Source organism: Marinobacter salinus, from assembly GCF_001854125.1.
GTDB classification, from domain to species: Bacteria; Pseudomonadota; Gammaproteobacteria; order Pseudomonadales; family Oleiphilaceae; genus Marinobacter; species Marinobacter salinus.
On sequence record NZ_CP017715.1, the window covers coordinates 2,541,834 to 2,564,891 of the forward strand.

Annotated in this window: 24 protein-coding genes; 7 read left to right on the plus strand and 17 right to left on the minus strand. The window is 56.5% G+C overall.

Annotation, left to right across the window (positions count from 1 at the left end; translation table 11 throughout):
* Positions 1 to 61: 61 nt before the first annotated feature.
* Positions 62 to 1,642 (minus strand): murein biosynthesis integral membrane protein MurJ, encoded by a 1,581-nt coding sequence (gene murJ / locus BKP64_RS11805; protein WP_083329213.1) that lies wholly within the window; start codon positions 1,640 to 1,642, stop codon positions 62 to 64.
* 258 nt (positions 1,643 to 1,900) lie between these two features.
* On the opposite strand from murJ, the gene rpsT reads away from it, so the two are divergent.
* Positions 1,901 to 2,170, plus strand: coding sequence for a 30S ribosomal protein S20 (gene rpsT, locus BKP64_RS11810; protein ID WP_070970212.1), 270 nt, complete (start codon positions 1,901 to 1,903; stop codon positions 2,168 to 2,170).
* A 58-nt stretch (positions 2,171 to 2,228) separates the two neighbouring features.
* Here rpsT and proB read toward each other — a convergent pair whose 3' ends face one another.
* The 4 genes from proB to rplU all read right to left on the minus strand — a co-directional run bounded on the left by proB (position 2,229) and on the right by rplU (position 5,326).
* Entirely contained in the window at positions 2,229 to 3,353 is a 1,125-nt protein-coding gene (proB, locus tag BKP64_RS11815; RefSeq protein WP_070970214.1) for a glutamate 5-kinase, read from the minus strand.
* 21 nt (positions 3,354 to 3,374) lie between these two features.
* Positions 3,375 to 4,574: an Obg family GTPase CgtA gene (gene cgtA / locus BKP64_RS11820; protein WP_070970217.1), complete on the minus strand. Its 1,200-nt coding sequence runs from the start codon at positions 4,572 to 4,574 to the stop codon at positions 3,375 to 3,377.
* A gap of 143 nt (positions 4,575 to 4,717) precedes the next feature.
* Positions 4,718 to 4,978: a 50S ribosomal protein L27 gene (gene rpmA / locus BKP64_RS11825; RefSeq protein ID WP_070970220.1), complete on the minus strand. Its 261-nt coding sequence runs from the start codon at positions 4,976 to 4,978 to the stop codon at positions 4,718 to 4,720.
* A 36-nt stretch (positions 4,979 to 5,014) separates the two neighbouring features.
* Entirely contained in the window at positions 5,015 to 5,326 is a 312-nt protein-coding gene (gene rplU / locus BKP64_RS11830) for a 50S ribosomal protein L21 (protein ID WP_070970223.1), read from the minus strand.
* Positions 5,327 to 5,555: 229 nt separating this feature from the next.
* Here rplU and ispB point away from each other — a divergent pair, with 229 nt between their 5' ends.
* Entirely contained in the window at positions 5,556 to 6,524 is a 969-nt protein-coding gene (ispB, locus tag BKP64_RS11835; protein ID WP_070970226.1) for an octaprenyl diphosphate synthase, read from the plus strand.
* On the opposite strand, the gene BKP64_RS11840 is transcribed toward ispB, so the two are convergent.
* A complete protein-coding gene (locus BKP64_RS11840) occupies positions 6,517 to 7,503 on the minus strand; it encodes a glutathione S-transferase family protein (protein WP_070970229.1) in 987 nt (328 codons plus the stop codon). The genes ispB and BKP64_RS11840 overlap by 8 nt on opposite strands.
* A 177-nt stretch (positions 7,504 to 7,680) precedes the next feature.
* Between BKP64_RS11840 and BKP64_RS11845 the strand changes: the two genes are divergently transcribed.
* Together BKP64_RS11845 and BKP64_RS11850 are read left to right on the plus strand one after the other, a co-directional pair.
* Complete coding sequence (locus tag BKP64_RS11845; RefSeq protein ID WP_070970233.1) at positions 7,681 to 8,592, plus strand: LysR substrate-binding domain-containing protein; 912 nt, start codon at positions 7,681 to 7,683, stop codon at positions 8,590 to 8,592.
* Between the two features lie 113 nt (positions 8,593 to 8,705).
* Positions 8,706 to 10,235 carry a WS/DGAT/MGAT family O-acyltransferase gene (locus BKP64_RS11850; RefSeq protein WP_070970236.1) on the plus strand — a complete coding sequence of 510 codons (1,530 nt, stop codon included), beginning with the start codon at positions 8,706 to 8,708 and terminating at the stop codon, positions 10,233 to 10,235.
* A 32-nt stretch (positions 10,236 to 10,267) separates the two neighbouring features.
* Here BKP64_RS11850 and BKP64_RS11855 read toward each other — a convergent pair whose 3' ends face one another.
* Positions 10,268 to 10,948, minus strand: a complete 681-nt coding sequence (locus tag BKP64_RS11855) for a DUF2057 family protein (RefSeq protein ID WP_083329214.1) — start codon at positions 10,946 to 10,948, stop codon at positions 10,268 to 10,270.
* A gap of 267 nt (positions 10,949 to 11,215) precedes the next feature.
* On the opposite strand from BKP64_RS11855, the gene BKP64_RS19120 reads away from it, so the two are divergent.
* Entirely contained in the window at positions 11,216 to 11,419 is a 204-nt protein-coding gene (locus BKP64_RS19120) for a DUF6316 family protein (RefSeq protein WP_083329215.1), read from the plus strand.
* Between the two features lie 28 nt (positions 11,420 to 11,447).
* On the opposite strand, the gene BKP64_RS11860 is transcribed toward BKP64_RS19120, so the two are convergent.
* The 8 genes from BKP64_RS11860 to glyA form a co-directional block, all read right to left on the minus strand.
* Complete coding sequence (locus BKP64_RS11860) at positions 11,448 to 11,975, minus strand: phosphatidylglycerophosphatase A family protein (protein WP_070970238.1); 528 nt, start codon at positions 11,973 to 11,975, stop codon at positions 11,448 to 11,450.
* A complete protein-coding gene (thiL, locus tag BKP64_RS11865) occupies positions 11,972 to 12,928 on the minus strand; it encodes a thiamine-phosphate kinase (RefSeq protein ID WP_070970241.1) in 957 nt (318 codons plus the stop codon). The genes BKP64_RS11860 and thiL overlap by 4 nt, the downstream gene beginning before the upstream one ends.
* Before the next feature lie 3 nt (positions 12,929 to 12,931).
* Entirely contained in the window at positions 12,932 to 13,408 is a 477-nt protein-coding gene (gene nusB / locus BKP64_RS11870; RefSeq protein ID WP_070973664.1) for a transcription antitermination factor NusB, read from the minus strand.
* Entirely contained in the window at positions 13,408 to 13,884 is a 477-nt protein-coding gene (gene ribH, locus BKP64_RS11875; protein WP_070970244.1) for a 6,7-dimethyl-8-ribityllumazine synthase, read from the minus strand. Before ribH ends, nusB begins: the two co-directional genes overlap by 1 nt.
* 46 nt (positions 13,885 to 13,930) lie before the next feature.
* Complete coding sequence (gene ribBA, locus BKP64_RS11880) at positions 13,931 to 15,046, minus strand: bifunctional 3,4-dihydroxy-2-butanone-4-phosphate synthase/GTP cyclohydrolase II (RefSeq protein ID WP_070970247.1); 1,116 nt, start codon at positions 15,044 to 15,046, stop codon at positions 13,931 to 13,933.
* A 64-nt stretch (positions 15,047 to 15,110) separates the two neighbouring features.
* Complete coding sequence (gene ribD, locus BKP64_RS11885) at positions 15,111 to 16,226, minus strand: bifunctional diaminohydroxyphosphoribosylaminopyrimidine deaminase/5-amino-6-(5-phosphoribosylamino)uracil reductase RibD (protein ID WP_070970250.1); 1,116 nt, start codon at positions 16,224 to 16,226, stop codon at positions 15,111 to 15,113.
* Complete coding sequence (nrdR, locus tag BKP64_RS11890) at positions 16,223 to 16,741, minus strand: transcriptional regulator NrdR (protein WP_070970252.1); 519 nt, start codon at positions 16,739 to 16,741, stop codon at positions 16,223 to 16,225. Before nrdR ends, ribD begins: the two co-directional genes overlap by 4 nt.
* A gap of 74 nt (positions 16,742 to 16,815) precedes the next feature.
* On the minus strand, positions 16,816 to 18,069 hold the full coding sequence (glyA, locus tag BKP64_RS11895) for a serine hydroxymethyltransferase (RefSeq protein ID WP_070970255.1): 1,254 nt from the start codon (positions 18,067 to 18,069) through the stop codon (positions 16,816 to 16,818).
* Between the two features lie 264 nt (positions 18,070 to 18,333).
* Here glyA and ettA point away from each other — a divergent pair, with 264 nt between their 5' ends.
* Both ettA and radA read left to right on the plus strand, forming a co-directional pair.
* The gene (gene ettA, locus BKP64_RS11900; RefSeq protein WP_070970259.1) at positions 18,334 to 19,995 is read left to right on the plus strand and encodes an energy-dependent translational throttle protein EttA; all 1,662 of its coding nucleotides are present in this window, start codon (positions 18,334 to 18,336) and stop codon (positions 19,993 to 19,995) included.
* Positions 19,995 to 21,371 carry a DNA repair protein RadA gene (gene radA / locus BKP64_RS11905; protein ID WP_070970261.1) on the plus strand — a complete coding sequence of 459 codons (1,377 nt, stop codon included), beginning with the start codon at positions 19,995 to 19,997 and terminating at the stop codon, positions 21,369 to 21,371. The genes ettA and radA overlap by 1 nt, the downstream gene beginning before the upstream one ends.
* A gap of 117 nt (positions 21,372 to 21,488) precedes the next feature.
* Here the strand turns inward: radA and BKP64_RS11910 are convergent, their stop codons facing one another.
* Positions 21,489 to 21,857: a PilZ domain-containing protein gene (locus BKP64_RS11910; RefSeq protein WP_070970264.1), complete on the minus strand. Its 369-nt coding sequence runs from the start codon at positions 21,855 to 21,857 to the stop codon at positions 21,489 to 21,491.
* 104 nt (positions 21,858 to 21,961) lie between these two features.
* Complete coding sequence (gene hemE / locus BKP64_RS11915; RefSeq protein ID WP_070970267.1) at positions 21,962 to 23,026, minus strand: uroporphyrinogen decarboxylase; 1,065 nt, start codon at positions 23,024 to 23,026, stop codon at positions 21,962 to 21,964.
* Between the last annotated feature and the right edge of the window lie 32 nt (positions 23,027 to 23,058).

Consider the following 23,058-nt stretch of genomic DNA (forward strand, 5'->3'; position numbering starts at 1 on the left):
GCAGGAGCACGTTATCGCTCGGAGTCAGGGGAACGCTGGTGAGAAAACGCGCGATTATACCTTACCTCTGTCGGAAATGTCTTACCCGGACACCGGCCAGGGCCAGCGCAAGAAAATAGACTGTCACGCCAGCCGCTACGAGTACGGCCATATCCGCTGCCCGCTGGTATCCGCCAGCAGCCAGCCAGGAGTCGGACGGAGCCATCAGCCAGAGTATGGTTCCAGCCAGGGCAGCATTGGCGAACAGCATCTGCATCAGGAATCTCGGCCAACCCGGCTGGCTTCGCCACGCGCCTTCCTTGCGCAGGCCTTGCCATAACAAAAAGCCATTAAGCCAGGCTGACAGTGACGTGGCCAGAGCCAGGCCGGCGTGGGCCAGCGGAAGAATGAGGGCGAGATTGAGCACCATATTGGCAACCATGGCGATAACCCCGATTTTTACTGGCGTGCGGGTATCCTCACGGGCGAAAAATCCGGGCGCCAGAACCTTGATCAACATAAAGGCCAGAAGCCCGGCCGAATAGGCCCGCAAGCTCTGGGCCGACATCATCACGTCCCGGTCGGTCACTTCACCATAATGGAACAAAGTAGCTATCAGAGGCTCAGCAAGCAGCGCCAGAGCCAGCGCTGCCGGAAGACCAATGAGCAGTACCGCCCTGACAGCCCAGTCAAGGGTAGCTGCAAACTGGTCTTCGGACGCTGCCGCATGCTTACGAGAGAGGCTGGGCAAAATAACCGTGGCAATCGCGATGCCAAAAACCCCCAGAGGTAGCTCAGACAGCCGGTCGGAGTAGTAGAGCCAGGACACGCTGCCGGTCTGGAGAAATGACGCCAGCACGGTATCCAGCAACAGGTTGATCTGGCTGACCGAGACGCCAAAAAGCGCGGGCGCCATCAATTTGAGAATCCGGCTTACACCCTCATGGTGGTAATCAACCCGGGGGCGCGGCAACAGCCCGAGACGCATAAGGAAGGGCAACTGGAAAAACAGTTGCAGAGCACCGGCGATGAACACGCCCCAGGCCAATGCCATGACAGGCTCATCCATCAACGGAGTGAGGTAAACGGCCGCGCCGATCATCGCCAGGTTCAGCAGAACGGGCGTGAAGGCAGGCACGGCGAACCGGTCATAACTGTTCAGAATGCCACCGGCAAAGGCCGTCAGCGAAATCAGCAAAAGATAGGGGAAGGTGATCCGAAGCATGTCACTGGTCAGGGCGAACTTCACGTCATCATCCAGGAAACCGGGCGCGAAAACGGCCGTCAGAACCGGCGCCCCAAGCATGGCGACCAGCGTGACACCCAACAGGATCAAACCCAGAGAGCCGGAAACCGCATCAACCAGCCTCCGGACATCAGAAACCGACTGATTCTCCCGATAAGAAGACAGCACCGGCACAAAGGCTTGGGAGAATGCCCCCTCTGCAAACAGCCTCCGAAGGAAATTGGGGATTTTGAAAGCGACGAAAAAAGCATCAGCCCCGGTGCCGGCGCCGAAATAACGGGCAATCACCATATCCCTGGCCAGACCCAGAACTCTGGAGAGCATGGTCATGACCCCCACCAGTCCGGAGGAGCGGAGCAGGCCCGGGGCTGGTGGCAAAGGTTTGTTCTCAGGGCTGATTTCGGGTTCCGATGACATGCGGGCTCAGGTCTTGCGTTGAACGTCGAGACAGTGGGGCATCTCGGGAATTACCTGTTCGCTCCGGACACCCGCACCCAGTGAGCCGCGAGTTTAGCACAGGCCTCTGGTGTCGGGGGATGAAATGGGTTTTGGTCTTGACATTTCGGGGCTCCAGCGGCATAGTTCGGCGTCATTTATTTCGACGCGCTGGTTTTGGCGCGCCCGCGATGTAACGAATCATTCAGCAACGACTTTAAGATTTTCAGGAGTTTTACGGTGGCAAATTCCCCGCAAGCCAAGAAGCGCGCACGTCAGAACGAGAAGAACCGCAAGCACAATGCCAGCCTGCGTTCCATGGCACGTACGTACATGAAAAAGATCCAGGCCAAAATTGAGGCCGGCAACTACGAAGAAGCCCAGGCTGCTTTCCAGCAGGCTCAGCCGATTCTGGACAGCATGGTCAACAAAGGCGTGTTCGCCAAGAACAAGATTGCTCGTAGCAAGAGCCGTCTGAGCGCCAAGATCAAGTCCCTGAAGAGCGCGTAAGCGGATTTTTCTTCAGATATAAAAAAACCGGCCAAATGGCCGGTTTTTTTATGACCCGCTAAACGATAACCAGATTATCCCGGTGAATCATTTCCTCTCCAGAAACGTAACCAAGAACCTCCGCAATACGATCGCTTGAACGCCCGGCAATGGCCCTGGCCTCGTCAGCGCCGTAATTAACCAGGCCTCGGGCAATCTCTCTGCCTTTTTCGTCAACACAGGAAACCATCTCCCCACGACGGAACTGGCCTGTCACAGCCTTCACGCCCACAGGTAGCAGACTCCGGCCTCCAAGACACACCACCTTGACGGCACCATCATCCAGAGTCAGCTGACCGCGAGTCTGCAGGTGGCTGGCGAGCCATTGCTTACGGGCAGCAATCCGCCCCTGCTCCGGCAACAACAAGGTGCCCACCACATCCCCCTGACGCAAACGGGTGATAACGCCTTCGATCCGCCCACCCACAATCACGGTGAACGCACCTGAGCGGGCAGCCAAGCGAGCCGCACGCAACTTGGTCAGCATCCCGCCGCGTCCAAGAACTCCCGCTCCACCGCCAGCCATTGCGTCCAGCTCACGGTCTCCGGCCTTGCGCTCGGTGACCAGCTGCGCACCTGCATGCTTACGGGGATCCTTGTCAAACAGGCCAAGCTGGTCAGTCAGAATAATCAGGCCATCGGCCTCGATCAGGTTTGCAACAAGGGCACCCAACGTATCGTTGTCACCAAAGCGGATCTCGTCGGTAACCACTGTATCGTTTTCATTTACAATGGGAACCACGCCAAAACCCAGTAAGGCACGCAAGGTACTGCGGCCATTCAGGTACCGCTTTCGATCAGAAAGATCATCATGAGTCAGAAGAATCTGCGCAGTATGCACACCATGACGCTTGAACTGGGCTTCCCAGGTTTGCACCAACCCCATCTGCCCGACAGCGGCAGCCGCCTGCAACTCATGAAGCTGCTCAGGACGGGCCGACCAGCCCAACCGGCTCATGCCAACGGCAACTGAACCGGAAGAAACGATAACCACTTCCACGCCATCTTCAATCAGCGCTGCAATCTGATCGACCCACAGCCCCAGTGACGCTACATCCAGGCCTTTGCCGTCATTCGTCAGCAGGGCACTTCCAATTTTAATGACCAGGCGACGAGCCTGGCGCAGCTGGATGCGTTCACTCATGATGCTTGCGAATCTCTCAATTTACTCGGGGGCATAGACCACTTCAACATCGTAATCATCATCATCGAAGTCGTCGTCATCGTCGTCGCCATCTTCACGAGCCGCCCTTCTGGCCTGACGCTCTGCCTCAATCCGGGCTCGCGCCTCTTCATCCATCTGTCGACGTCGGGCAGCTTCGCGCTCAGCAAACTCCGGATTTTCCGCCTCCTCCTGAGCCTGCTCCTCAATCCAGCGCATCACAGCCTGAACGAGCGGGCGGGTGCCTTCACCACTGAGCGCAGAGATGCGAAAGACCGGCCCTTTCCAGCCAAGCTCATCAACGATGGCCTGGCAATGGGCTTCGCGATCCTCTTCCGCCACCATATCGACCTTATTGAGCACCAGCCAACGCTCCCGGTTTGCCAGGGTTTCGCTGAATTTCTCAAGCTCATGCTCAATCGCCCGCACGGACTCCACCGGTGAGGACTCATCATAGGGCGCGACGTCCACAAGGTGCAGCAGCAAACGCGTCCTCACCAGATGCTTCAGAAAGCGGATACCCAGGCCGGCGCCTTCGGCAGCACCCTCGATCAGCCCCGGGATATCCGCAATCACGAAACTCTGGTGCTCCTGAACACTGACCACCCCGAGGTTTGGCACCAAGGTGGTGAACGGGTAGTCGGCCACCTTCGGGCGTGCCGCGGAGACGGAACGAATGAAGGTGGACTTGCCTGCATTAGGCATCCCCAGCAGCCCCACATCAGCGAGCACTTTCAGTTCAAGCCGGAGATTCCGAAGCTCACCTTCAGAACCCTTGGTGGTTTGCCGGGGCGCCCGGTTCACGGACGACTTGAAACGGGTATTACCCAGCCCATGAAAACCCGCCTGAGCGACCTTCAGACGTTGACCGGCATGAGTAAGATCACCCAACACTTCATGGGTATCCATATCCACGACAGTCGTACCAACCGGTACCGGCAGCACCAGATCTTCACCTTTGGTTCCGGTACAGTTACGGCCCGAACCAGGCTCACCATTCTGGGCTTTGTGCTTGCGCTGAAAACGGTAATCGATAAGCGTGTTCAGCGAGCTGTCCGCCTCCAGAAACACGGAACCACCATCTCCACCGTCACCCCCGTCAGGACCACCTTTCGGGACATATTTCTCGCGCCGGAAACTGAGGCAGCCGTGGCCGCCCTTCCCGGCTTCAACGATGATGGTGGCTTCATCTACGAATTTCATGGATCAACCCTTTGCGCTTCGCGCATAAACTAAAAAGCCCCGCAGCCTCAAGGAAGCTTTGCGGGGCTCCGAATAGCACCGACCTCTGACTATATCAGGATATCAGTGCCATCCAAGGTTCGACAGAACCGGATCGCCGCTGCTTACGCAGCCGGAACGATGCTCACGAACTTGCGGCTCTGCGGGCCTTTGACTTCGAACTTCACCTGGCCGTCTGCTTTCGCAAACAGGGTGTGGTCTTTGCCAATGCCTACGTTGCTACCAGCATGGAAACGGGTTCCGCGCTGACGAATAATGATGCTGCCTGCAGATACAGTCTCTCCGCCGTAGCGCTTCACACCAAGTCGTTTCGACTCGGAATCGCGACCGTTACGGGTACTACCTGCTGCTTTTTTGTGAGCCATTACCAGCCTCCTTATCTAAGGGGTAATTCGAGAGCCTCAGCCCTTGATACCCGTGATCTTTACTTCAGTAAACCACTGACGGTGGCCCTGACGCTTCATGGAATGCTTCCGACGACGGAACTTGATGATATTGATCTTGTCGTGACGGCCGTGGCTAACCACTTCCGCAGTAACCTTGGCACCATCAACTACCGGCGCGCCAACCTGAACCTTATCGCCATCCGCAACCAACAGAACGCGATCAAATTCCACGTTGCCACCAGTTTCAACTTCAAGCTTTTCCAGCTTCAGCGTTTCGCCTTCTTTTACACGGTGCTGCTTGCCACCGCTAACAATAACTGCGTACATTGATTTTCTCCGCGATTGACCCATCCCTGCTCTTATCCACCTGGTTCTAAGGGAAGCGCTCTGGCAACCCTATAGCAGGGAGCGCAGGTTGGGATGAGTTGGGCGCGTGATTGTACGAAAAGGCGCCTCGCAATACAAGCCAAGTTGACACTGCAGACCGCAATACCTAGCATTGCCGCGACCTGCCCGAATTATCAACATCAGAACCAGCAAGGGATCCACAAGCCGCATGACAGCCGAGCGCATATACGACACCGTGGCCGACGACTTCAGCCGCGTTAATGATCTGATCATCAAGCGGCTTTCCTCAGACGTTCCTCTCGTGGAAAAAATTGCCCAGTACATTATTGAAAGTGGTGGTAAGCGCTTGAGACCACTACTGGTTCTGCTATCAAGCCAGGCTGCGGGCTATGACCAGAGTGACCACCTGAAGCTGGCTGCGGTCATTGAATTCCTGCATACAGCCACACTACTCCACGATGATGTGGTCGACACATCCGATATGCGCCGCGGCCGAAGCACAGCCAATGCCCGCTGGGGCAACGCGCCAAGTGTGCTGGTAGGTGATTTCCTCTACGCCCGCGCTTTCGAGATGATGGTAGAACTGAAAAGCCTTCCGATAATGGATGTTCTTTCTCACGCAACTGCGGTTATTGCCGAAGGCGAAGTCATGCAGTTGATGAACGTCAAGAATCCGGATCTGACCGAAGAGCAGTACATGAAGGTCATCCATAACAAGACTGCCATGCTGTTTGAGGCCGCTTCCCACACCGGCGCCCTTCTCGCCAATGCCAGTGACCAGCATGAACGGGCCTTGCGGGATTATGGCAAGCACCTTGGCCTGGCTTTTCAGCTTGTGGACGATGTACTGGATTATCGGGGAGACGCCGAAGCCATGGGCAAGAATGTGGGGGACGACCTGGCCGAAGGCAAGACAACCCTCCCCCTCATCCACGCCATGGCAAACGGTGAAGAGGAGGAGCGACAGCTCATCCGTCAGGCTATTCGCAAGGGTGGCCTGGATGACCTGCCCCGGATTCTGGAGATTGTAGAAACCTCCGGTGCACTCGAATACACCATGCAAAGGGCCAGGGCCGAAGCTGCGCTGGCGGCGAAGCAATTGTCCTGTCTCGCCGCATCACCTCACAAAGAAGCCCTTGAACTGCTGACCGAGGTTGCCGTGGCAAGGGTTAGCTGAGACTTTCACGCCCATGCGACGCATCAAAATCCAGCTCAGGCCCGACCGGGACCACCTGTGACGGATTTATGGTGCGCTGGCTCACATAGTAGTGCCGTTTAATCTGGGCAATATCCACAGTCCCGGCGACGCCCGCCACCTGATAAAGGTCCCGCACATACCCCGAAAGCGCTGGGAAATCGGCGATTCGCTGACGGTTGCATTTGAAATGCCCATAATACGCGGCATCAAAACGGATCAACGTGGTAAACAAGCGCCAGTCCGCTTCTGTCAGTTGCCCACCGACCAGGTACCTTTGCCCTGATAACCGGCGCTCAAGCCAGTCCAGTGACCTGAACAGTTCGGCATACGCCTCTTCGTACTTGTCCTGGGCCGTCGCAAATCCGGCCTTGTAAACGCCGTTATTAACTGTGTGGTATACACGCTCGTTTACTTCATCAATCTCTGCCCGAAGCGACTCCGGGTAAAAATCGACGCCAGCTTCAACCCCATCAAGCCTGTTAAACGCCGAATTGAACATCCGGATAATCTCGGCGGACTCGTTGCTGGCAATGGTTTGTTTTTCCCTGTCCCACAACGCCGGCACCGTGACCCGGCCGGTATAGCCGGGAGCGGCCTTCGTATAAAGCTGGTGCATGAACCGAAAATCGAACAAGTGGTCCCGGTGGTGATCGCTCCCCGGCCGGAACTCCCACCCATTCTCTACCATATCGGGGTGAACCACAGACACTGAAATGTGCTTCTCCAGCCCTTTCAGCCTCCGGAAAATCAACGTCCGGTGGGCCCACGGGCAAGCCATCGAGACGTACAAATGGTAACGGCCAGACTCAGCCTTGAAACCGCCTTCTCCCTCCGGTCCCGGCGCCCCATCAACTGTTACCCAGTTCCGGAAACGCGCGGACTCGCGCTCAAATTTGCCACCTGTCTTGTCTGTGTCATACCACTGATCGTGCCACTTTCCACCGATAAGAAGACCCATCGCCTCAACCTCCAATCAAGAATTCTGAATTTTCCGGGCGTTACTGCCCCGAAGGCACGGGAAAGGCCTGAAGTGTTTGCCAGGGTTCGCATGCCAGGAATTTAGAAGCAGAATACCGGGGACCCTGCTACCCTCTCAAACAAGCATTTCTGGCCAACAACCTCAGATAATTCGAACATGCATACAGCCATCACCATAGACGCCCTCAAAGTTCTTGACGCCATCAATCGAAAAGGGAGCTTCGCCGGTGCCGCCGGCGAACTTTTCCGGGTCCCCTCCGCTATCAGTTACACCGTGCAAAAACTGGAGGAAGACCTGAATGTCGCCATTTTCGACAGGACAGGGCACCGTGCAACACTGACCCCTGCCGGGAGATACCTTCTGGAGGAAGGGCGAACGCTTCTTGAAGCTGCAGAAAACCTCGCCCACACCACGAAACAGGTCGCTCAGGGCTGGGAAACCCGTTTGCGCATTGGCTTCAACTCCCTACTCCCTGCCGAATGCCTGTTCCCGGCGATTCGCGAATTCTATGAACTGGGCGTTCCGGTTGATATTCAGGTTGTCGAAGAGGTCTTTGCAGGAGCTTGGGACGCGCTGCAAAGCCGACGGGTTGACCTGGTGGTCGGTGCCGACCACTTCAGCAAGCCTGCCGGAAACTTCAAAACCAAGACAATAGGGGACATGCCCTTCGTTTTTGCTGTTGGAGGCGAGCATCCCCTCGCCAGCGCCCGTGGGCCATTAACCGAAAACGACATATCGAAATATCCGGCGGCGGTTGCAGCCGATACGTCGCGGTCGCTGCCTCCCGGTCATGCCGGCATTTTCCGACGCCAGCGCACGTTAACCGTCGCCAACATAGATCAGAAAATTGCCATACAGGAATCGGGCCTTGGTGTCGGCTGGCTACCCCTTGCCAGGATTCGTCGACAGGTCGAGTCTGGCAGCCTTGTCATCAAGGAAGTGAGTGACCCCAGGCAACCAGTCGTACTGCATGTGGCCCGCCATGCTGAAGATCAGGGCAAAGCCCTTATGTGGTTCTGGAGACGCCTGACCGAAGACAACGCCATTACTGACTGGCTAAATAATTGAAATAATGCTCATTTAATCTGGCGCTGGGCTCGCTGTTTGCCGGCAAATGAGTCAACTTGAAACCTTCGCCGTTCGTTTATACTGGGAAACAACTAGCCAAAGGGAGTTCATTGATGCGGCAGCTTTCGGAACTGGACGCCTCATTCCTCTACCTGGAATCCGAGACCACACCCATGCATATTGGGGGCGTCTACCTCTTTGATGCCAGCGAGCTTGAGAAACCTCTGGCGTTCAGCACCTTTGTTGCCTATCTGCGTAGCCGGCTGCACGTAGTGCCGGTCTTCAGACAGAAATTGAAAGAAATTCCCTTGCGCCTTGGCCGACCTTACTGGATTGATGATCCGGATTTCAGCATCGAAAGACACCTTGCCTATGTAAACCTGGGGAAATATGGCCAGAAGGCTAGCCTGATGACACTGGCCTCCAAAATACTGGAAGAGCCCCTCAAACGGGACCGCCCCCTTTGGCATATCACCTTTGTGGATGGTTTTAAGCTGGATGATAACGATGCAAGTAGTGACGGTTTTGCTCTGATCGTCAGACTTCATCACGCAGCCATTGACGCGTTCAGTGGCGAGGAGATCATTGGCAAACTCCTGGAATATACGCCCGAGCCCAGAGCCATCAACGCACCGAGGCCCTGGCAACCGCGCCCGGAACCCTCGGAGGAACGCGTCATCATTCAGGCCGGCGCCAACATCCTGAGAACGCCTCTACAATTCACCTCCCTCGCTATCAATGCTGCTGAGGCAACCGCAAGGGGGCTGGTCCATAAACAGCTACGGAAACTGCCGTTACCATTCCCCCTGTTTTCCGCACCCCACAGCCCGTTCAACCGACAGATTACGGCCAACCGTCAGATCGTCGCGGCCAGTGTCGATTTATCCCGCCTGAAAGCGATAAAAGCGACGATTGGAGACGTTACCCTGAACGACGTAGTGCTGGGCTTATGCGCGGAGGCCCTGCGCAGATACATGAACGATCACGGCACGGATACCGATAAATCGCTGGTCGCCATGACGCCTATATCAGTGCGCTCGAACAGCCTTCGCCGGGCAACCGGCAACCAGATGTCTGCGATGTTGCTGGACCTGTCCACCAACGAGCCGGATCCGGCGCTGCGTATTCGGAGGATCCACTGGAATGCGGTAGCGTCGGAACCGTACCGCGAAGCAATCGCAGCGGATCGCCTGACTGAACTCCTCCCGTCAACCATGCTCGCCTTGTCCGCCAGACTGTATTCCGAACTGCAAATAGCTCAGCGCTACCAGCCTGTCTTCAACTTGCCGATCACCAATGTTCCGGGACCACAGGTGCCGCTGTATTTGCAGGGGGCTCGCCTGGCTCAGCAATACAATACCGCCCCACTGTTCGACAGTATGGGACTGGTCATTGTGGCAATCAGCTATCAGGGTATGCTCACAGTTAATTTCACACTGTGCCCGGACGTGGTAGCTGACGGAAGCTCACTGGAACGTTACGTAGACGAAAGCCTGGATGTAATTGAAGAAGCTGCTTACAGTCTCGGGCCGGAGAACGGTCACGAGCAAGCGCCTCAAACGCCCCACCAAACACTGACCGATGATGCCTTGACCGCACTTGAAGGCCTCCTGAAAACGGTCTTTCACCGCTTCAGGAGGTAGGGGGATTGCCCGATAGCACGGGCCCTACTGTTTTACTCGAATGCCCAACGGAGAAACGCTTTTTTCTCTTCTTCCGAAGCGGTTGCCCAGACCGCTTTGAGCGTATCGAGCGCACCGCCTCCGGAGACCGCACCAGCGTTCCCGTCATTCGACAGGACCGGGGTGCGATCCGCAGCCGGGCGCCCTTCCCAGACACTGGATTCAGCAACAACCTTACCATCGTCCGTGATAACGGTTGCAGAGAAGTCTTCACGCATACTCTCAGCCTCACTCCGTGTTTTCGGCTGATCATAACGGAAACGATAAACAGTACCCGGCTCTACGGTAAACCTTACAACCTGGGGGTCACTCTTGATCACATGCACCTTGGATTCACCGTTTTCAACAACCCCGGACTTCGCCCAGATTGTCTTGTTGATAAACACCACCTCATTCTCCCCGGGCAGCAGAGCGTAATCGAGGGCCAGGTCATCCATAAGGAAATTCGTCATATTACGACCGTTAACCTGAGAAACCTTAATCGCGCCCGGCGTTTCCAGAGTAGCCGCGTTCGTTGCGGCGGCCGGGCTACCCTGCCACGTTTCAACCCTGGCTGCATTCGAGGAGCACCCAGCGAGCGTGGCCAGGAATAGGCCTGCAAGAGCCCATCGGGCAACCTGTTTCACTGCGACAGGACGCGATTTGATAAAGCTTAGAACCTGAAAGGTAGTCATTTGATCTCCTTGAGTATGAGAAAGGAAGCCTGCACAGCGTAATGTGAACTTGATTGCATTCTGACGAGTGCGCCCGACCAGGGCAAGCCAGCTGGCCCAGTAACTTGGAGCCGCCAAAAGGGGTGTTTGATCACTCTGAATGAGACCTGTCCGCTAAAAATGTAAAAAAATGTTGAATTCGCTCCGAATTGGATTAATTTTAAACAGATCGGCTAAACAAATGCGGCGCCCGAAACCAAAAAAAGAAAACCGGGCAAAGGAGAAATCATGGACACCCACCACAGGTCTGGAGAAGCAGGGCCCGTTCCCTTTCGCAGCAGTCGATTCTTCTGCGTTGGGAGCAAATGGTACTTCACCACCCGGGAAGGATTTGACAGCGGACCGTTCGCATCCCGCGAACGGGCAGAGACTGGCCTGAAGCGCTTTCTGCACGTCGTAAGGTTATTGCCAGAGGAGCAACAACTGCATTAACAGCCAGGTCCAGAGGCTAAACGCCTGTTCAAACAATGGCCGGCATTAACCACCGGTCAATGGCGAACAGGCATACCAATGCCATAAATCCCGCTACAACATCATCAATCATTATTCCAAGCCCGCCGGGAGTGCGCTTGTCCAACCACCCTATGGGCCATGGCTTGACGATGTCGAAGAGCCGAAAAAGTGCAAACGCCATCAGTACACCGTATACCTCATCCGGGAACAGGCCCAACGCAATCCACATTCCCACGAACTCATCCCAGACGATTCCTCCGTGATCATGAACCTTTAAGTCCCTCGCGGTCTTTCCGCACAACCAGATACCAAGTAGAAAAGCGATGAAAACCAACGACCAGTAAGCCGCCGCCGGAAGCCAAGCAAATCCGTACCATAAAGGAATGGCAGCCAGACTGCCCCAGGTTCCAGGCGCTCGGGCAGCCGCACCACTGCCGAAGCCGAAAGCAAGAAGGTGCACGGGGTTTTTCAGAAACCCCGGGGGCAAAAGCGCAAGTGGCAGTTCAGGCTCCTCAATATGATCTTCCCGGCTCATGATCCGCCTCCAAAATGATCGAATCCGGCAGCGTTATTCCCCACGGCGTCAGGACCTCCCCGGAGACGCAAGCCCGGATTCTGCTCGACCGCGCCGATGATAGTAAGCTGCTGTTTCAGAGCTTCAGGAGCCACTTTCCAACGTTCGGGAGGGATGGTCAGACAAAGCTCATAATCATCACCCGAGCTCAGTCCGTAACGGGCTGCTTCAATGCCTTTGATGCTGCAGAGCGCAGCGGACAACGGGAGCTTTGAAACATCAACCGTTGCCCCTACACCTGAGGCTTTCAGAACATGACCGAGGTCGGCTATCAGGCCATCTGAAATATCAATGCAGGAAGAGGCCAGGCCAACCATTGAAGCACCCAGGTCGAGCCGGGGCCGTGGCTGGTGATAGCGGCCGAGCACAAACGCCATATCATCGGATGGCCGGGGCTCCTCCAGAAAATCAAGGGCAGCACCAGCATCGCCAAGGGTTCCTGACACCAGAACCAGATCACCGGCCCGGGCTCCGGAGCGCCTCAGTGCTTCACCACGCCTTACGGTGCCGTGAACCTGCATACTCAGAACCAGCGGCCCGCGGGTTGTGTCTCCCCCGGCCAGGACAAGACCGAAAGACTCACTGGCTGAGGACAATCCGCGAGCGAAGCCGGTGAGCCACTGCTCATTGGCCTCAGGCAATGTCAGTGCAAGGGTAAAACAAACCGGGGCAGCCCCCATGGCAGCGAGATCACTGGTGGCTGCAGCGAGCGCTCGCCAGCCAAGATAGTCAGGACAATACTCTTGCGGAAAATGAATGCCTTCCACCATGGTATCGATGGAAAACACCAGGTCCCGGCCTTCGGGAATCCGCTGAACAGCACAGTCGTCACCCACACCCAGAACGACAGCTTCGGAGCCGTGGTTTTCGGCGAGTGGCTGAAAATAGCGCCGGATCAGCTCAAATTCGCCCATTTTCTATCGAGGACGAGTCTCAGCCATGCGTAGACGACGGCTGAGCTTGTCCAGAATACTGTTTACGAACTTATGGCCTTCCGTCCCGCCAAACCGTTTTGCCATTTCAATGCCTTCGTTAATAACCACCTTGTAGGGAACGTCAAGACGGTGTTTCAGCTCGTAGGCACCCAAGCGCACGATTGCCATCTCAATAGGGTCCACCTCGTGAATCGGGCGATCCAGGAAAGGCTCAAGAAGCTTGTCCAGGTCCCCCTGCTCCCGGTGAACGCCACGTAACAGGTCCCGAAAGTACAGCAAGTCCACCTTGCTCATGTCGTTATCGACCATGAACTCGGCTTCGATATCCGAAATCGAACTTTTACTGAAATGGCGCTGATACAGCCCCTGCATAGCCAGAGCACGCGCCCGGCGACGGTCACCCGCCTTCGGCTTTGCAGGTTGCGCTGGCTGGGGAGCGTTATCGTCGGTTTCGCTCATCATTCACCCAGCTTCTTGAACAGACTAACCATTTCCAGCGCCGTGATTGCGGCTTCAGCGCCTTTGTTGCCAGCTTTGGTACCGGAGCGCTCAATAGCCTGCTCGATCGAATCTACCGTCAGCACTCCAAAGGAAACTGGCACGTCGGTCTCAAGACTAACCGCACCGAGACCGCTGGAGGCCTCACCCGCCACGTATTCAAAATGCGGCGTACCACCACGAATCACGGCACCCAGCGCAATAATGGCATCGTAGTTACTGGTTTCTGCAACACGCTTGACCGCCAACGGCATCTCATAAGCGCCGGGAACCCGGACAATCACAATGTCGTCGTCGGAAATGCCGTGGCGACGCAGGGTATCCACAGCACCTTCCACCAGACTTTCCACAACAAAGCCGTTAAAACGGCCTACGACAAGCGCATACCGACCGGCGCACTGGGTAAAGTCACCTTCAATTACTTTGATATCTGCCATGCATGGCTCCTTCACAGGCCACGGCGCCAGCGCCGCAGCCGATTAATCATTCGGGGGTATAAGGGACGTACTCAACGACTTCCAGATCGAATCCGGAGATGGCAGAGAACTTGATAGGCGGGCTCAACAGGCGCATCTTGCCGACGCCAATATCCCGCAAGATTTGCGAGCCGGTGCCCACGGTAAAGTAAACACCAGAGCTGCCCTTGCCGGCAGAGCCCTGGCCTTCATCGAAGAACTCATGAATCCGGTCTTCAAGGTTGTAGCTGTCTTCGGCGCTGTTGAGCAACACGACGGCACCCTTACCTTCAGTGGCCACTTTTTCCAGGGCATGGTGCAACGGCCAGCTACGAGAATCCTTGCGGCGGGCACCGAGCAGGTCTCTTAATGTATCCGTGATATGGACACGCACATAAACCGGCTCGTCGGCGCTGATGTCACCCATGACCATAGCCAGGTGTGTTGCACCCTGGATATTGTCCCGGTAAGTGCGAAGACTGAACTCTCCATACTCGGTATCCAGCTTGTTTTCTTCCACACACTCAATCGTGCGCTCATTCATGGTCCGGTAGTGGATCAAATCGGCAATGGTACCGATCTTGAGACCATGCTCCTCCGCAAACCGTTCAAGGTCTTCACGGCGTGCCATGGACCCGTCATCGTTCATGATTTCACATATCACGCCAGCGGGTTCAGAGCCGGCAAGTGCGGCGAGATCGCAGGAGGCTTCAGTATGGCCGGCACGGCTAAGCACACCGCCCGGATCCGCCATCAGCGGGAAGATATGGCCGGGCTGGACAAGATCCGACGCCTTGGCATCGCGCGCAACTGCAGCCTGAACCGTTCGGGCGCGATCTGCCGCGGAAATGCCGGTGGTCACGCCTTCTTTCGCTTCGATGGACAGCGTGAACTTGGTACCAAAACCGGATGCGTTCTGCTGGACCATCAGCGGTAGGCCCAGCTGTTCGCAACGATCACGGGTCATTGGCATACAAATCAATCCACGACCAAAGCGCGCCATGAAATTAATGGCTGCAGGGGAGCAATGTTCAGCTGCCATGACCAGATCGCCTTCATTTTCACGATCTTCGTCGTCCATCAGAATAACCATCTTGCCCAGACGGATATCTTCAATAATGTCTTCAATGCTGTTCAGTGCCATACGGTTTTGCACCCTTGCGGTCTGCCTACAGTCAATCACTGCAGGAATACCGTGAATTTAAAAATTACTGGCGTGCCAGGATGAATCGCTGATCCTGGCCCACCTGACGTCGGTCCAGCACCGTCCATTGTACTTTATCTGCCATGGTTTCCAGCGGCAGGTGGGCTGTCGGTCGGCCCGTGCTTCCCAGAAAGACCGGTGCCTGATAGAGCCAAAGCTCGTCAACAAGCCCCTCACTGATGAATGTTCCGGCGAGCGTCGGGCCTGCCTCGACCAGCAATTCGTTGATTCCCAACTCACCCAGAGAATCCAGCAGTTCGGCCACATCGATGCCATTGTCCTTCCATGCAACCCCGGTAAGACTTATACCCAGTGCCGCGAGATCCTGCGCGGGCGCAGTCGCCAGAGCTGATGAAGCACAGAAAACCTGAACATTTCCGCCCTGCAGTATCTTTGCAGATGGAGGCGTCCGGGCATCCCGGTCTGCAATCACCCGAAGGGGCTGACGCGACGGCTCTGTGGCGTCGCCTATATTTCCGAGCTCCTCCCGGCGGACAGTTAACGAAGGATCATCCGCCAGCACGGTGCCGACACCGGTAACGATGGCGTCACTCATGGCCCGGAGGCGCTGCACATCACGGCGCGCGTCATCACCGGTAATCCACTGACTTTCACCAGACGCCATCGCCGTGCGGCCATCCAGACTCGCGGCCATCTTGAGTCGGACCCAGGGCCGCCCGACATTCATTCGTTTCATGAAACCGGGGTTCAACCGGGATGCTTCATCAGCCAGCAACCCTTCCGTAACCTTGACCCCCGCATCACGAAGCAATTCCAGCCCACGACCGGATACCGACGGATTGGGATCCTTTGTTGCGGCAAACACATGGGCAACACCGGCATCAATCAGAGCCCGCGCGCAAGGAGGTGTCCGGCCGAAATGGCTGCACGGTTCCAGGGTGACATAGGCCGTTGCGCCTCGAGCAGCCGGTCCGGCCTGGCTCAACGCCCGAATCTCGGCATGGGCCTCTCCGGCACGTTCGTGCCAACCCTCACCCAGGATTTCATCGCCACGCGCAATAACACACCCGACTCTCGGGTTCGGGTGTGTGGAATACCGGCCGCGCCAGGCAAGCTGAACGGCTCGCGCCATCATGGCTCTGTCGCGGACTTCCGTCATGCTTTTCCTTTGGAGGAATGGTTGTCTGCCAAAGCCTTCGCAACATCAACCGCATTTTCGCCATTGGACGCCGACAGCCGCTCAATCTCTTCCTTGAACTCATTGATATCCTGGAAGCTCCGATATACCGAGGCAAACCGGACGTAGGCGACTTTATCCAACTGGCGCAGCTCGGTCATAACCTCTTCGCCGAGCTGCATCGACTTGACCTCCCGTTCACCAGTTGCCCTGAGCCGGTACTTGATCCTGTTCAGTGCTGCATCAATCTCTTCAATGCTTACAGGGCGCTTCTCCAGCGCTTTCATCAGGCCGGAGCGCAATTTTTCTTCATCAAAGGGCTGGCGAGTGCCGTCCTGTTTTACCACTCTTGGCATCACCAGCTCCGCACTCTCGAACGTTGTGAAACGCTCATGACAGGACAGGCACTCCCTGCGGCGGCGCACCTGATCGCCCTCGGCCACGAGGCGCGAGTCAATCACCTTGGTATCTGCTTCACCACAGAAAGGACAGTGCATAATCAGAGGCTCCGGAGAGGCTGCGGGGTAAACGCTCGGACTGAGCGTCTGCCCCGACGGGTCTTGCCTGAAAGTTAACCGTAGACCGGGAAGCGGCCGCACAAAGCAGCTACCTGCTCTCGTACACGACTGTTAACGGCATCGTCTTCCAGGTTATCGAGAATATCGCAGATCCAGCCAGCCAGATCGCGGCACTCGGACTCACCGAAACCGCGAGTGGTGATTGCCGGCGTTCCGATACGCAGACCGGACGTTACGAACGGAGAACGGGGGTCATTCGGAACGGCGTTCTTATTGACCGTGATATGGGCGCGACCCAACGCAGCATCTGCCTCTTTGCCGGTGATATCCTGCTTGATCAGACTCACCAGGAACAGATGGTTCTTTGTGCCGCCAGAGACAACATCGTAACCGCGATCAACAAAAACCTGAGCCATGGCAGAAGCGTTCTTCACCACCTGCTGCTGATAGGTCTTGAACTCCTCACTCATGGCTTCCTTGAAGCACACCGCCTTGGCGGCAATCACGTGCATCAAAGGACCACCCTGACCACCGGGGAACACGGCAGAGTTCAGTTTTTTCTGTAGGTCGGCATCATCGCACGCCAGGATTAAGCCGCCACGGGGACCGCGGAGAGTCTTGTGCGTGGTTGTGGCAACAACATGAGCATGGGGCACCGGATCCGGATAGACACCCGCGGCGACGAGACCGGCAACATGGGCCATATCAACAAAAAGGTACGCATCAATCTTGTCTGCAATTTCCCGGAACCGCGCGAAATCGAGCTCCTGAGAGTAGGCGGAAAAACCTGCGATAATCATCTTCGGCTTGTGCTCAACGGCCAAGGCTTCGATTTCATCGTAATCAATCAGGCCGGTTTCCGGGTTCAGCCCGTACTGCACCGCGTGGTAGATCTTGCCGGAGAAGTTCACGCTGGCGCCGTGCGTCAGGTGACCACCATGAGCCAGGCTCATGCCCAGAACAGTATCACCCGGCTTCAGCAGCGCCATGAATACGGCCGAGTTCGCCTGGGAGCCTGAATGCGGCTGCACGTTGGCGTAAGCCGCACCAAACAGTTCTTTGGCGCGATCGATCGCCAACTCTTCAGCGATATCCACGAATTCGCAACCGCCGTAGTAGCGTTTGCCGGGATAACCTTCTGCGTACTTGTTAGTCAAGACACTGCCCTGGGCTTCCATTACCCGCGGACTGGTATAGTTTTCGGACGCGATCAGCTCGATATGAGCTTCCTGGCGTTTTTCTTCCGCCTGCATGGCGTTCCAGAGTTCGTCGTCAAAGCCGGCGATTTTCATATCACGATTAAACATGGATGCGCTGCCCCTGTGTGCATGGCTGGCCTGGAGAGCTTTGGAAATCTCCTCAGGCTCCCTGAAAAATTGGGCCGCTATTCTATCGTACAAACGGGTGAAAAATCATCTTTTATCAGGCCGGAAGGCCCTCCGCAGAAACCGTCACACCGCAATCGGCAGTTTTCCTTCAATTGCCATAGCTTTCCGGTTTCGCTACCTTACGGGCCTTATCTACACGTTTCTTTTATTTACCTCCGATTACAACAGAGGACACAGCCAGTTATGGCCCAGTACGTATACTCAATGAACCGGGTGGGCAAGGTTGTCCCGCCCAAACGTGAAATCCTCAAGGACATTTCCCTGAGCTTTTTCCCGGGCGCCAAGATTGGCGTACTCGGCCTCAACGGCTCAGGCAAGTCTACTCTGCTTCGTATTATGGCGGGCGTGGATCAGGATTACACCGGCGAAGCCAGGCCCCAACCGGGCATCAACGTTGGCTACCTGCCCCAGGAACCGGAGCTTGATGACGAAAAAACCGTCAAGGAGATCGTCGATGAGTCGGTTTCCGGCGTGCATAACGCCTTGGCTGAACTGGATCAGGTCTACGCTGCCTATGCCGAACCCGATGCGGACTTCGACGCCCTCGCCAAAAAACAGGGCGAGCTGGAAGCCTATATTCAGGCCACCGATGGCCACGACATTGAACGCAAGATGGAAGTGGCCGCGGATGCCCTCCGACTGCCAGCCTGGGACCAACCGGTCAAAAACCTGTCCGGCGGTGAGCGCCGCCGTGTAGCACTTTGCCGCCTGCTGCTCTCCGGCCCGGACATGCTGCTACTGGACGAGCCAACCAACCATCTGGATGCCGAATCCGTAGCCTGGCTCGAGCGCTTCCTCCACGATTACAGCGGCACCGTAGTTGCCATTACTCACGACCGCTACTTCCTGGATAACGTCGCCGGCTGGATTCTCGAACTGGACCGTGGTCACGGCATACCATTCGAGGGCAACTACAGCCAGTGGCTGGAGAACAAAGAGAAACGCCTGGAAATGGAATCCAAGCAGGAAGCGGCTCATCAGAAGGCGGTTAAACACGAGCTGGAGTGGGTTCGCTCCAATGCCAAGGGCCGGCAGTCCAAGAGTAAGGCCCGCCTGGCCCGGTTTGAGGAAATGAGCTCACAGGAATTCCAGAAGCGCAACGAAACCAACGAGCTCTATATTCCGCCCGGACCACGCCTTGGTGACAAGGTGATTGAAGTGGACGGCATCAGCAAGTCGTTCGACGACCGCTTACTGTATGAAGATGTGTCCTTCCGCGTACCGCCCGGCGCCATAGTGGGAATCATTGGTGGTAACGGCGCAGGCAAATCCACGCTGTTCCGGATGATTGCCGGAAAAGATCAGCCGGATGCTGGCACTATTACTGTCGGCGAGACCGTCGAACTGGCGTACGTTGACCAGATGCGCGACCTGAATGGCGAAAAAACAGTCTGGGAAGAACTCAGTGACGGCAATGACATTATCAAGGTCGGGAATTACGAGACCCCTTCTCGCGCTTACGTTGGTCGCTTTAACTTCAAGGGTAGCGATCAGCAGAAGCGCGTTGGCGATCTTTCCGGTGGCGAGCGCAACCGCCTGCACCTGGCCAAGTTGCTGAAGGAGGGAGGCAACGTACTGCTGCTGGACGAACCCACCAACGACCTTGACGTGGAAACACTCCGCGCACTGGAAGAAGCGCTGCTGAATTTCCCGGGCTCTGCTCTGGTCATCTCGCACGACCGCTGGTTCCTGGACCGTGTGGCCACTCACATCCTTGCGTTCGAGGACGACGGAGAAGTTGTTTACTTCGAGGGCAACTTCAGCGAATACGATGAAGATCATAAGCAGCGCAAGGGGGACTCGGCAATGGTACCCCAGCGCATGAAGTACAAGAAGCTGGCCTGATGGCCAAAGCAAAAACCGCCTACGTCTGCACCGAGTGCGGTGCAGACTATTCAAAATGGCAGGGGCAATGCACTGCCTGCCAGGCCTGGAACACGGTCGGCGAAGTCCGCGGCGTCCGCAGTAATGCTAAAGGCGCTCGCGGGTCCCGCTTCGAGGGTTTTGCCGGCAGCCTGTCGGAAGTTCAGAGCCTGGACGACGTCAGCCTTGCCGAACAGCCCCGAATCAGCTCAGGCATGCAGGAGTTCGATCGGGTTCTCGGGGGAGGCCTGGTGGCCGGCTCAGCCGTTCTTATGGGCGGCCATCCCGGCGCTGGCAAGAGCACCCTGTTGCTCCAGGCTGTCTGTCACTTAGCCGCCAGCGTTCCCGCCCTCTATGTGACCGGCGAAGAATCCCTGCAGCAAGTCGCCATGCGTGCCAAACGCCTTGGCTTACCCACCAAAGACCTGAAAATGCTGTCTGAAACCAGCGTTGAGCGGGTTATGCAGGTGGCCGAAACCGAGAAGCCACGCATTCTGGTGGTGGACAGTATTCAGGTCATGCACGTGGCGGATACAGAGTCTGCCCCCGGCAGCGTTTCCCAGGTTCGCGAGAGCGCCGCCTACCTGACCCGCTTTGCCAAGCAGACCGGAACCATCCTGTTCCTTGTTGGCCACGTTACCAAGGATGGCAGCCTCGCTGGCCCGAAAGTCCTTGAGCACATGATTGACTGCTCCATTTTGCTGGAAGGCTCCAGCGACAGTCGGTATCGCACCCTGCGGGGTATCAAGAACCGCTTCGGTGCGGTCAACGAACTGGGCGTGTTTGCGATGCTTGAACAAGGCTTGAAGGAGGTAAAAAACCCCAGCGCCATATTCCTCAACCGTGGTGAGGAGGCGGCGCCAGGCAGCGTCGTTATGGTGGTCTGGGAAGGAACCCGGCCAATGCTGGTGGAAATCCAGGCGCTGGTCGATATGGCGCAAGGCGGCTACCCGCGCCGAGTTGCGGTAGGTCTCGACCAAAACCGGTTAGCCATGCTTCTGGCGGTACTTCACCGCCACGGCGGCATGCATGTGTCCGATCAGGATGTGTTTGTGAACGTGGTCGGGGGCGTAAAGGTGGCGGAGACGAGCGCCGACCTTGCGCTTTTGGCGGCCATCGTTTCCTCGTTTCGGGATCGCGCCCTACCCCAGGATCTGGTTATCTTCGGGGAAGTCGGCCTTTCCGGCGAAATTCGGCCGGTGCCCAGTGGTCAGGAGCGCATTTATGAGGCGGCAAAGCATGGCTTTACCCGGGCGCTGGTGCCCAAGGCCAATGCGCCTCGTAAAGATATTGAGGGAATGAAGGTGATACCAGTGACCAAGCTGAGCGATGCGCTATCTGCCTTGGAAGACCTGTAAACCGGTCGGCTGGGCTTGGCGTTTACGACCATGCCTGGCCTCCAACATTCTTGGAAAGTCGACAGCCAATCCAGCCTACCTACTCCTCAGTCGGATGCCGAAAGCGAGAAATTTCCTCTAATCAATGAGATGGGCAAACTCTCGCTCCAACAGCGCCTGATCACCAAGATTGAGCTCAACGAGCCGCTTCAGGTGAGTGGCGCTATCAAGATCAATGTACTGGCACTTGAAACCGAGCCTGTGCGGCTCCACATGCCGCAACTCCACAGCCATAACAATAGCGGCCTCATGATCATTCAAATGAATAATCACCTCGCAAGGCTGTTTTAGCGGCGCATCCCATCCCTCCGGCCGCTTGACCAGAACGCCTTTCAGCGAAATATCGAGCACCTTCGTCGCCCACACGCTCTCCAGGCAGTGCAGCTCAGACGGCGCATCAAATTCGATCCTGTGGAATCGGCGTTTCTCGGGGGTCTTGGCTGGCAAGTGGTTACTCCTGTTTACCTGTCTTGTTTTACCTGACTATAGACTGGACAGGAGTCAACATCCACTCAGGTCATCGGACCTGTCGAGCCGAATACCCCCCAGGATTAGCGGTGGTATTCCGGGCTCAACTCAACAACAGCTTCAATAAACGCCCTGGCATGCTCGGGATCAACATCCGGAGTAATACCGTGGCCAAGATTGAACACATGACCAGTGCCTGTACCGTAGCGCCGAAGGATATCTGCCACTTCCTGGCGAATCCTTGCAGGCGGCGCATACAGCATGGCCGGGTCCATATTGCCTTGTAGAGTAACGCGATCACCAATCCGGGCGCGGGCAATACCAATATCGGTGGTCCAGTCGAGGCCAACAGCATCAGCACCAGTATCCGCAATAGATTCCAACCACTGACCACCGTTCTTGGTAAACAGAATCACCGGGATGTGGCGACCTTCACGTTCACGAATCAGACCGTCAACGATTTTCTTCATATAGCGCAGGGAAAATTCTTCATACGCCCAACTGCTGAGGACACCGCCCCAGGTATCGAAAATCTGAACCGCCTGGGCACCCGCCTTGATTTGACCATTGAGGTAGTCAATGACCGTATCCGCCAGGTGGTCCAGCAACCGGTGCATGACCTCGGGCTGGCCGTACATCAGCTTTTTGGCCTCGCGGAAATCCTTGGAGGAGCCACCTTCGATCATATAGGTCGCCAAGGTCCATGGGCTGCCAGAAAAGCCGATCAGCGGCACCCGCCCGTTCAGGGCGCCGCGAATCGTGGAGACGGCATTCATTACATAGTCGAGGTCCACTTCGGAGTTGATCTTGGGCAACGCCGCGACATCCGCCTCGGAGCGAATGGTGTTCCTGAACTTCGGACCTTCACCGGTCTCGAAGTAGAGCCCAAGCCCCAGAGCATCCGGAATGGTCAGGATGTCGGAGAAAAGGATGGCGGCATCCAGCGGGAATCGCTCCAGCGGCTGCAGTGTGACCTCGCAGGCCAGCGGGGTGTTTTTGCACAGACTGAGAAAATCACCGGCCCTGGCACGAGTGGCGCGGTATTCCGGCAGATAGCGGCCGGCCTGGCGCATCATCCATACCGGGGTACGATCAACGGGCTGGCGCATCAGGGCGCGCAGGAAGCGGTCATTCTTCAGCTCGGTCATAAAAATTCACGGCTCTCAGTCTGTGAGTGGTC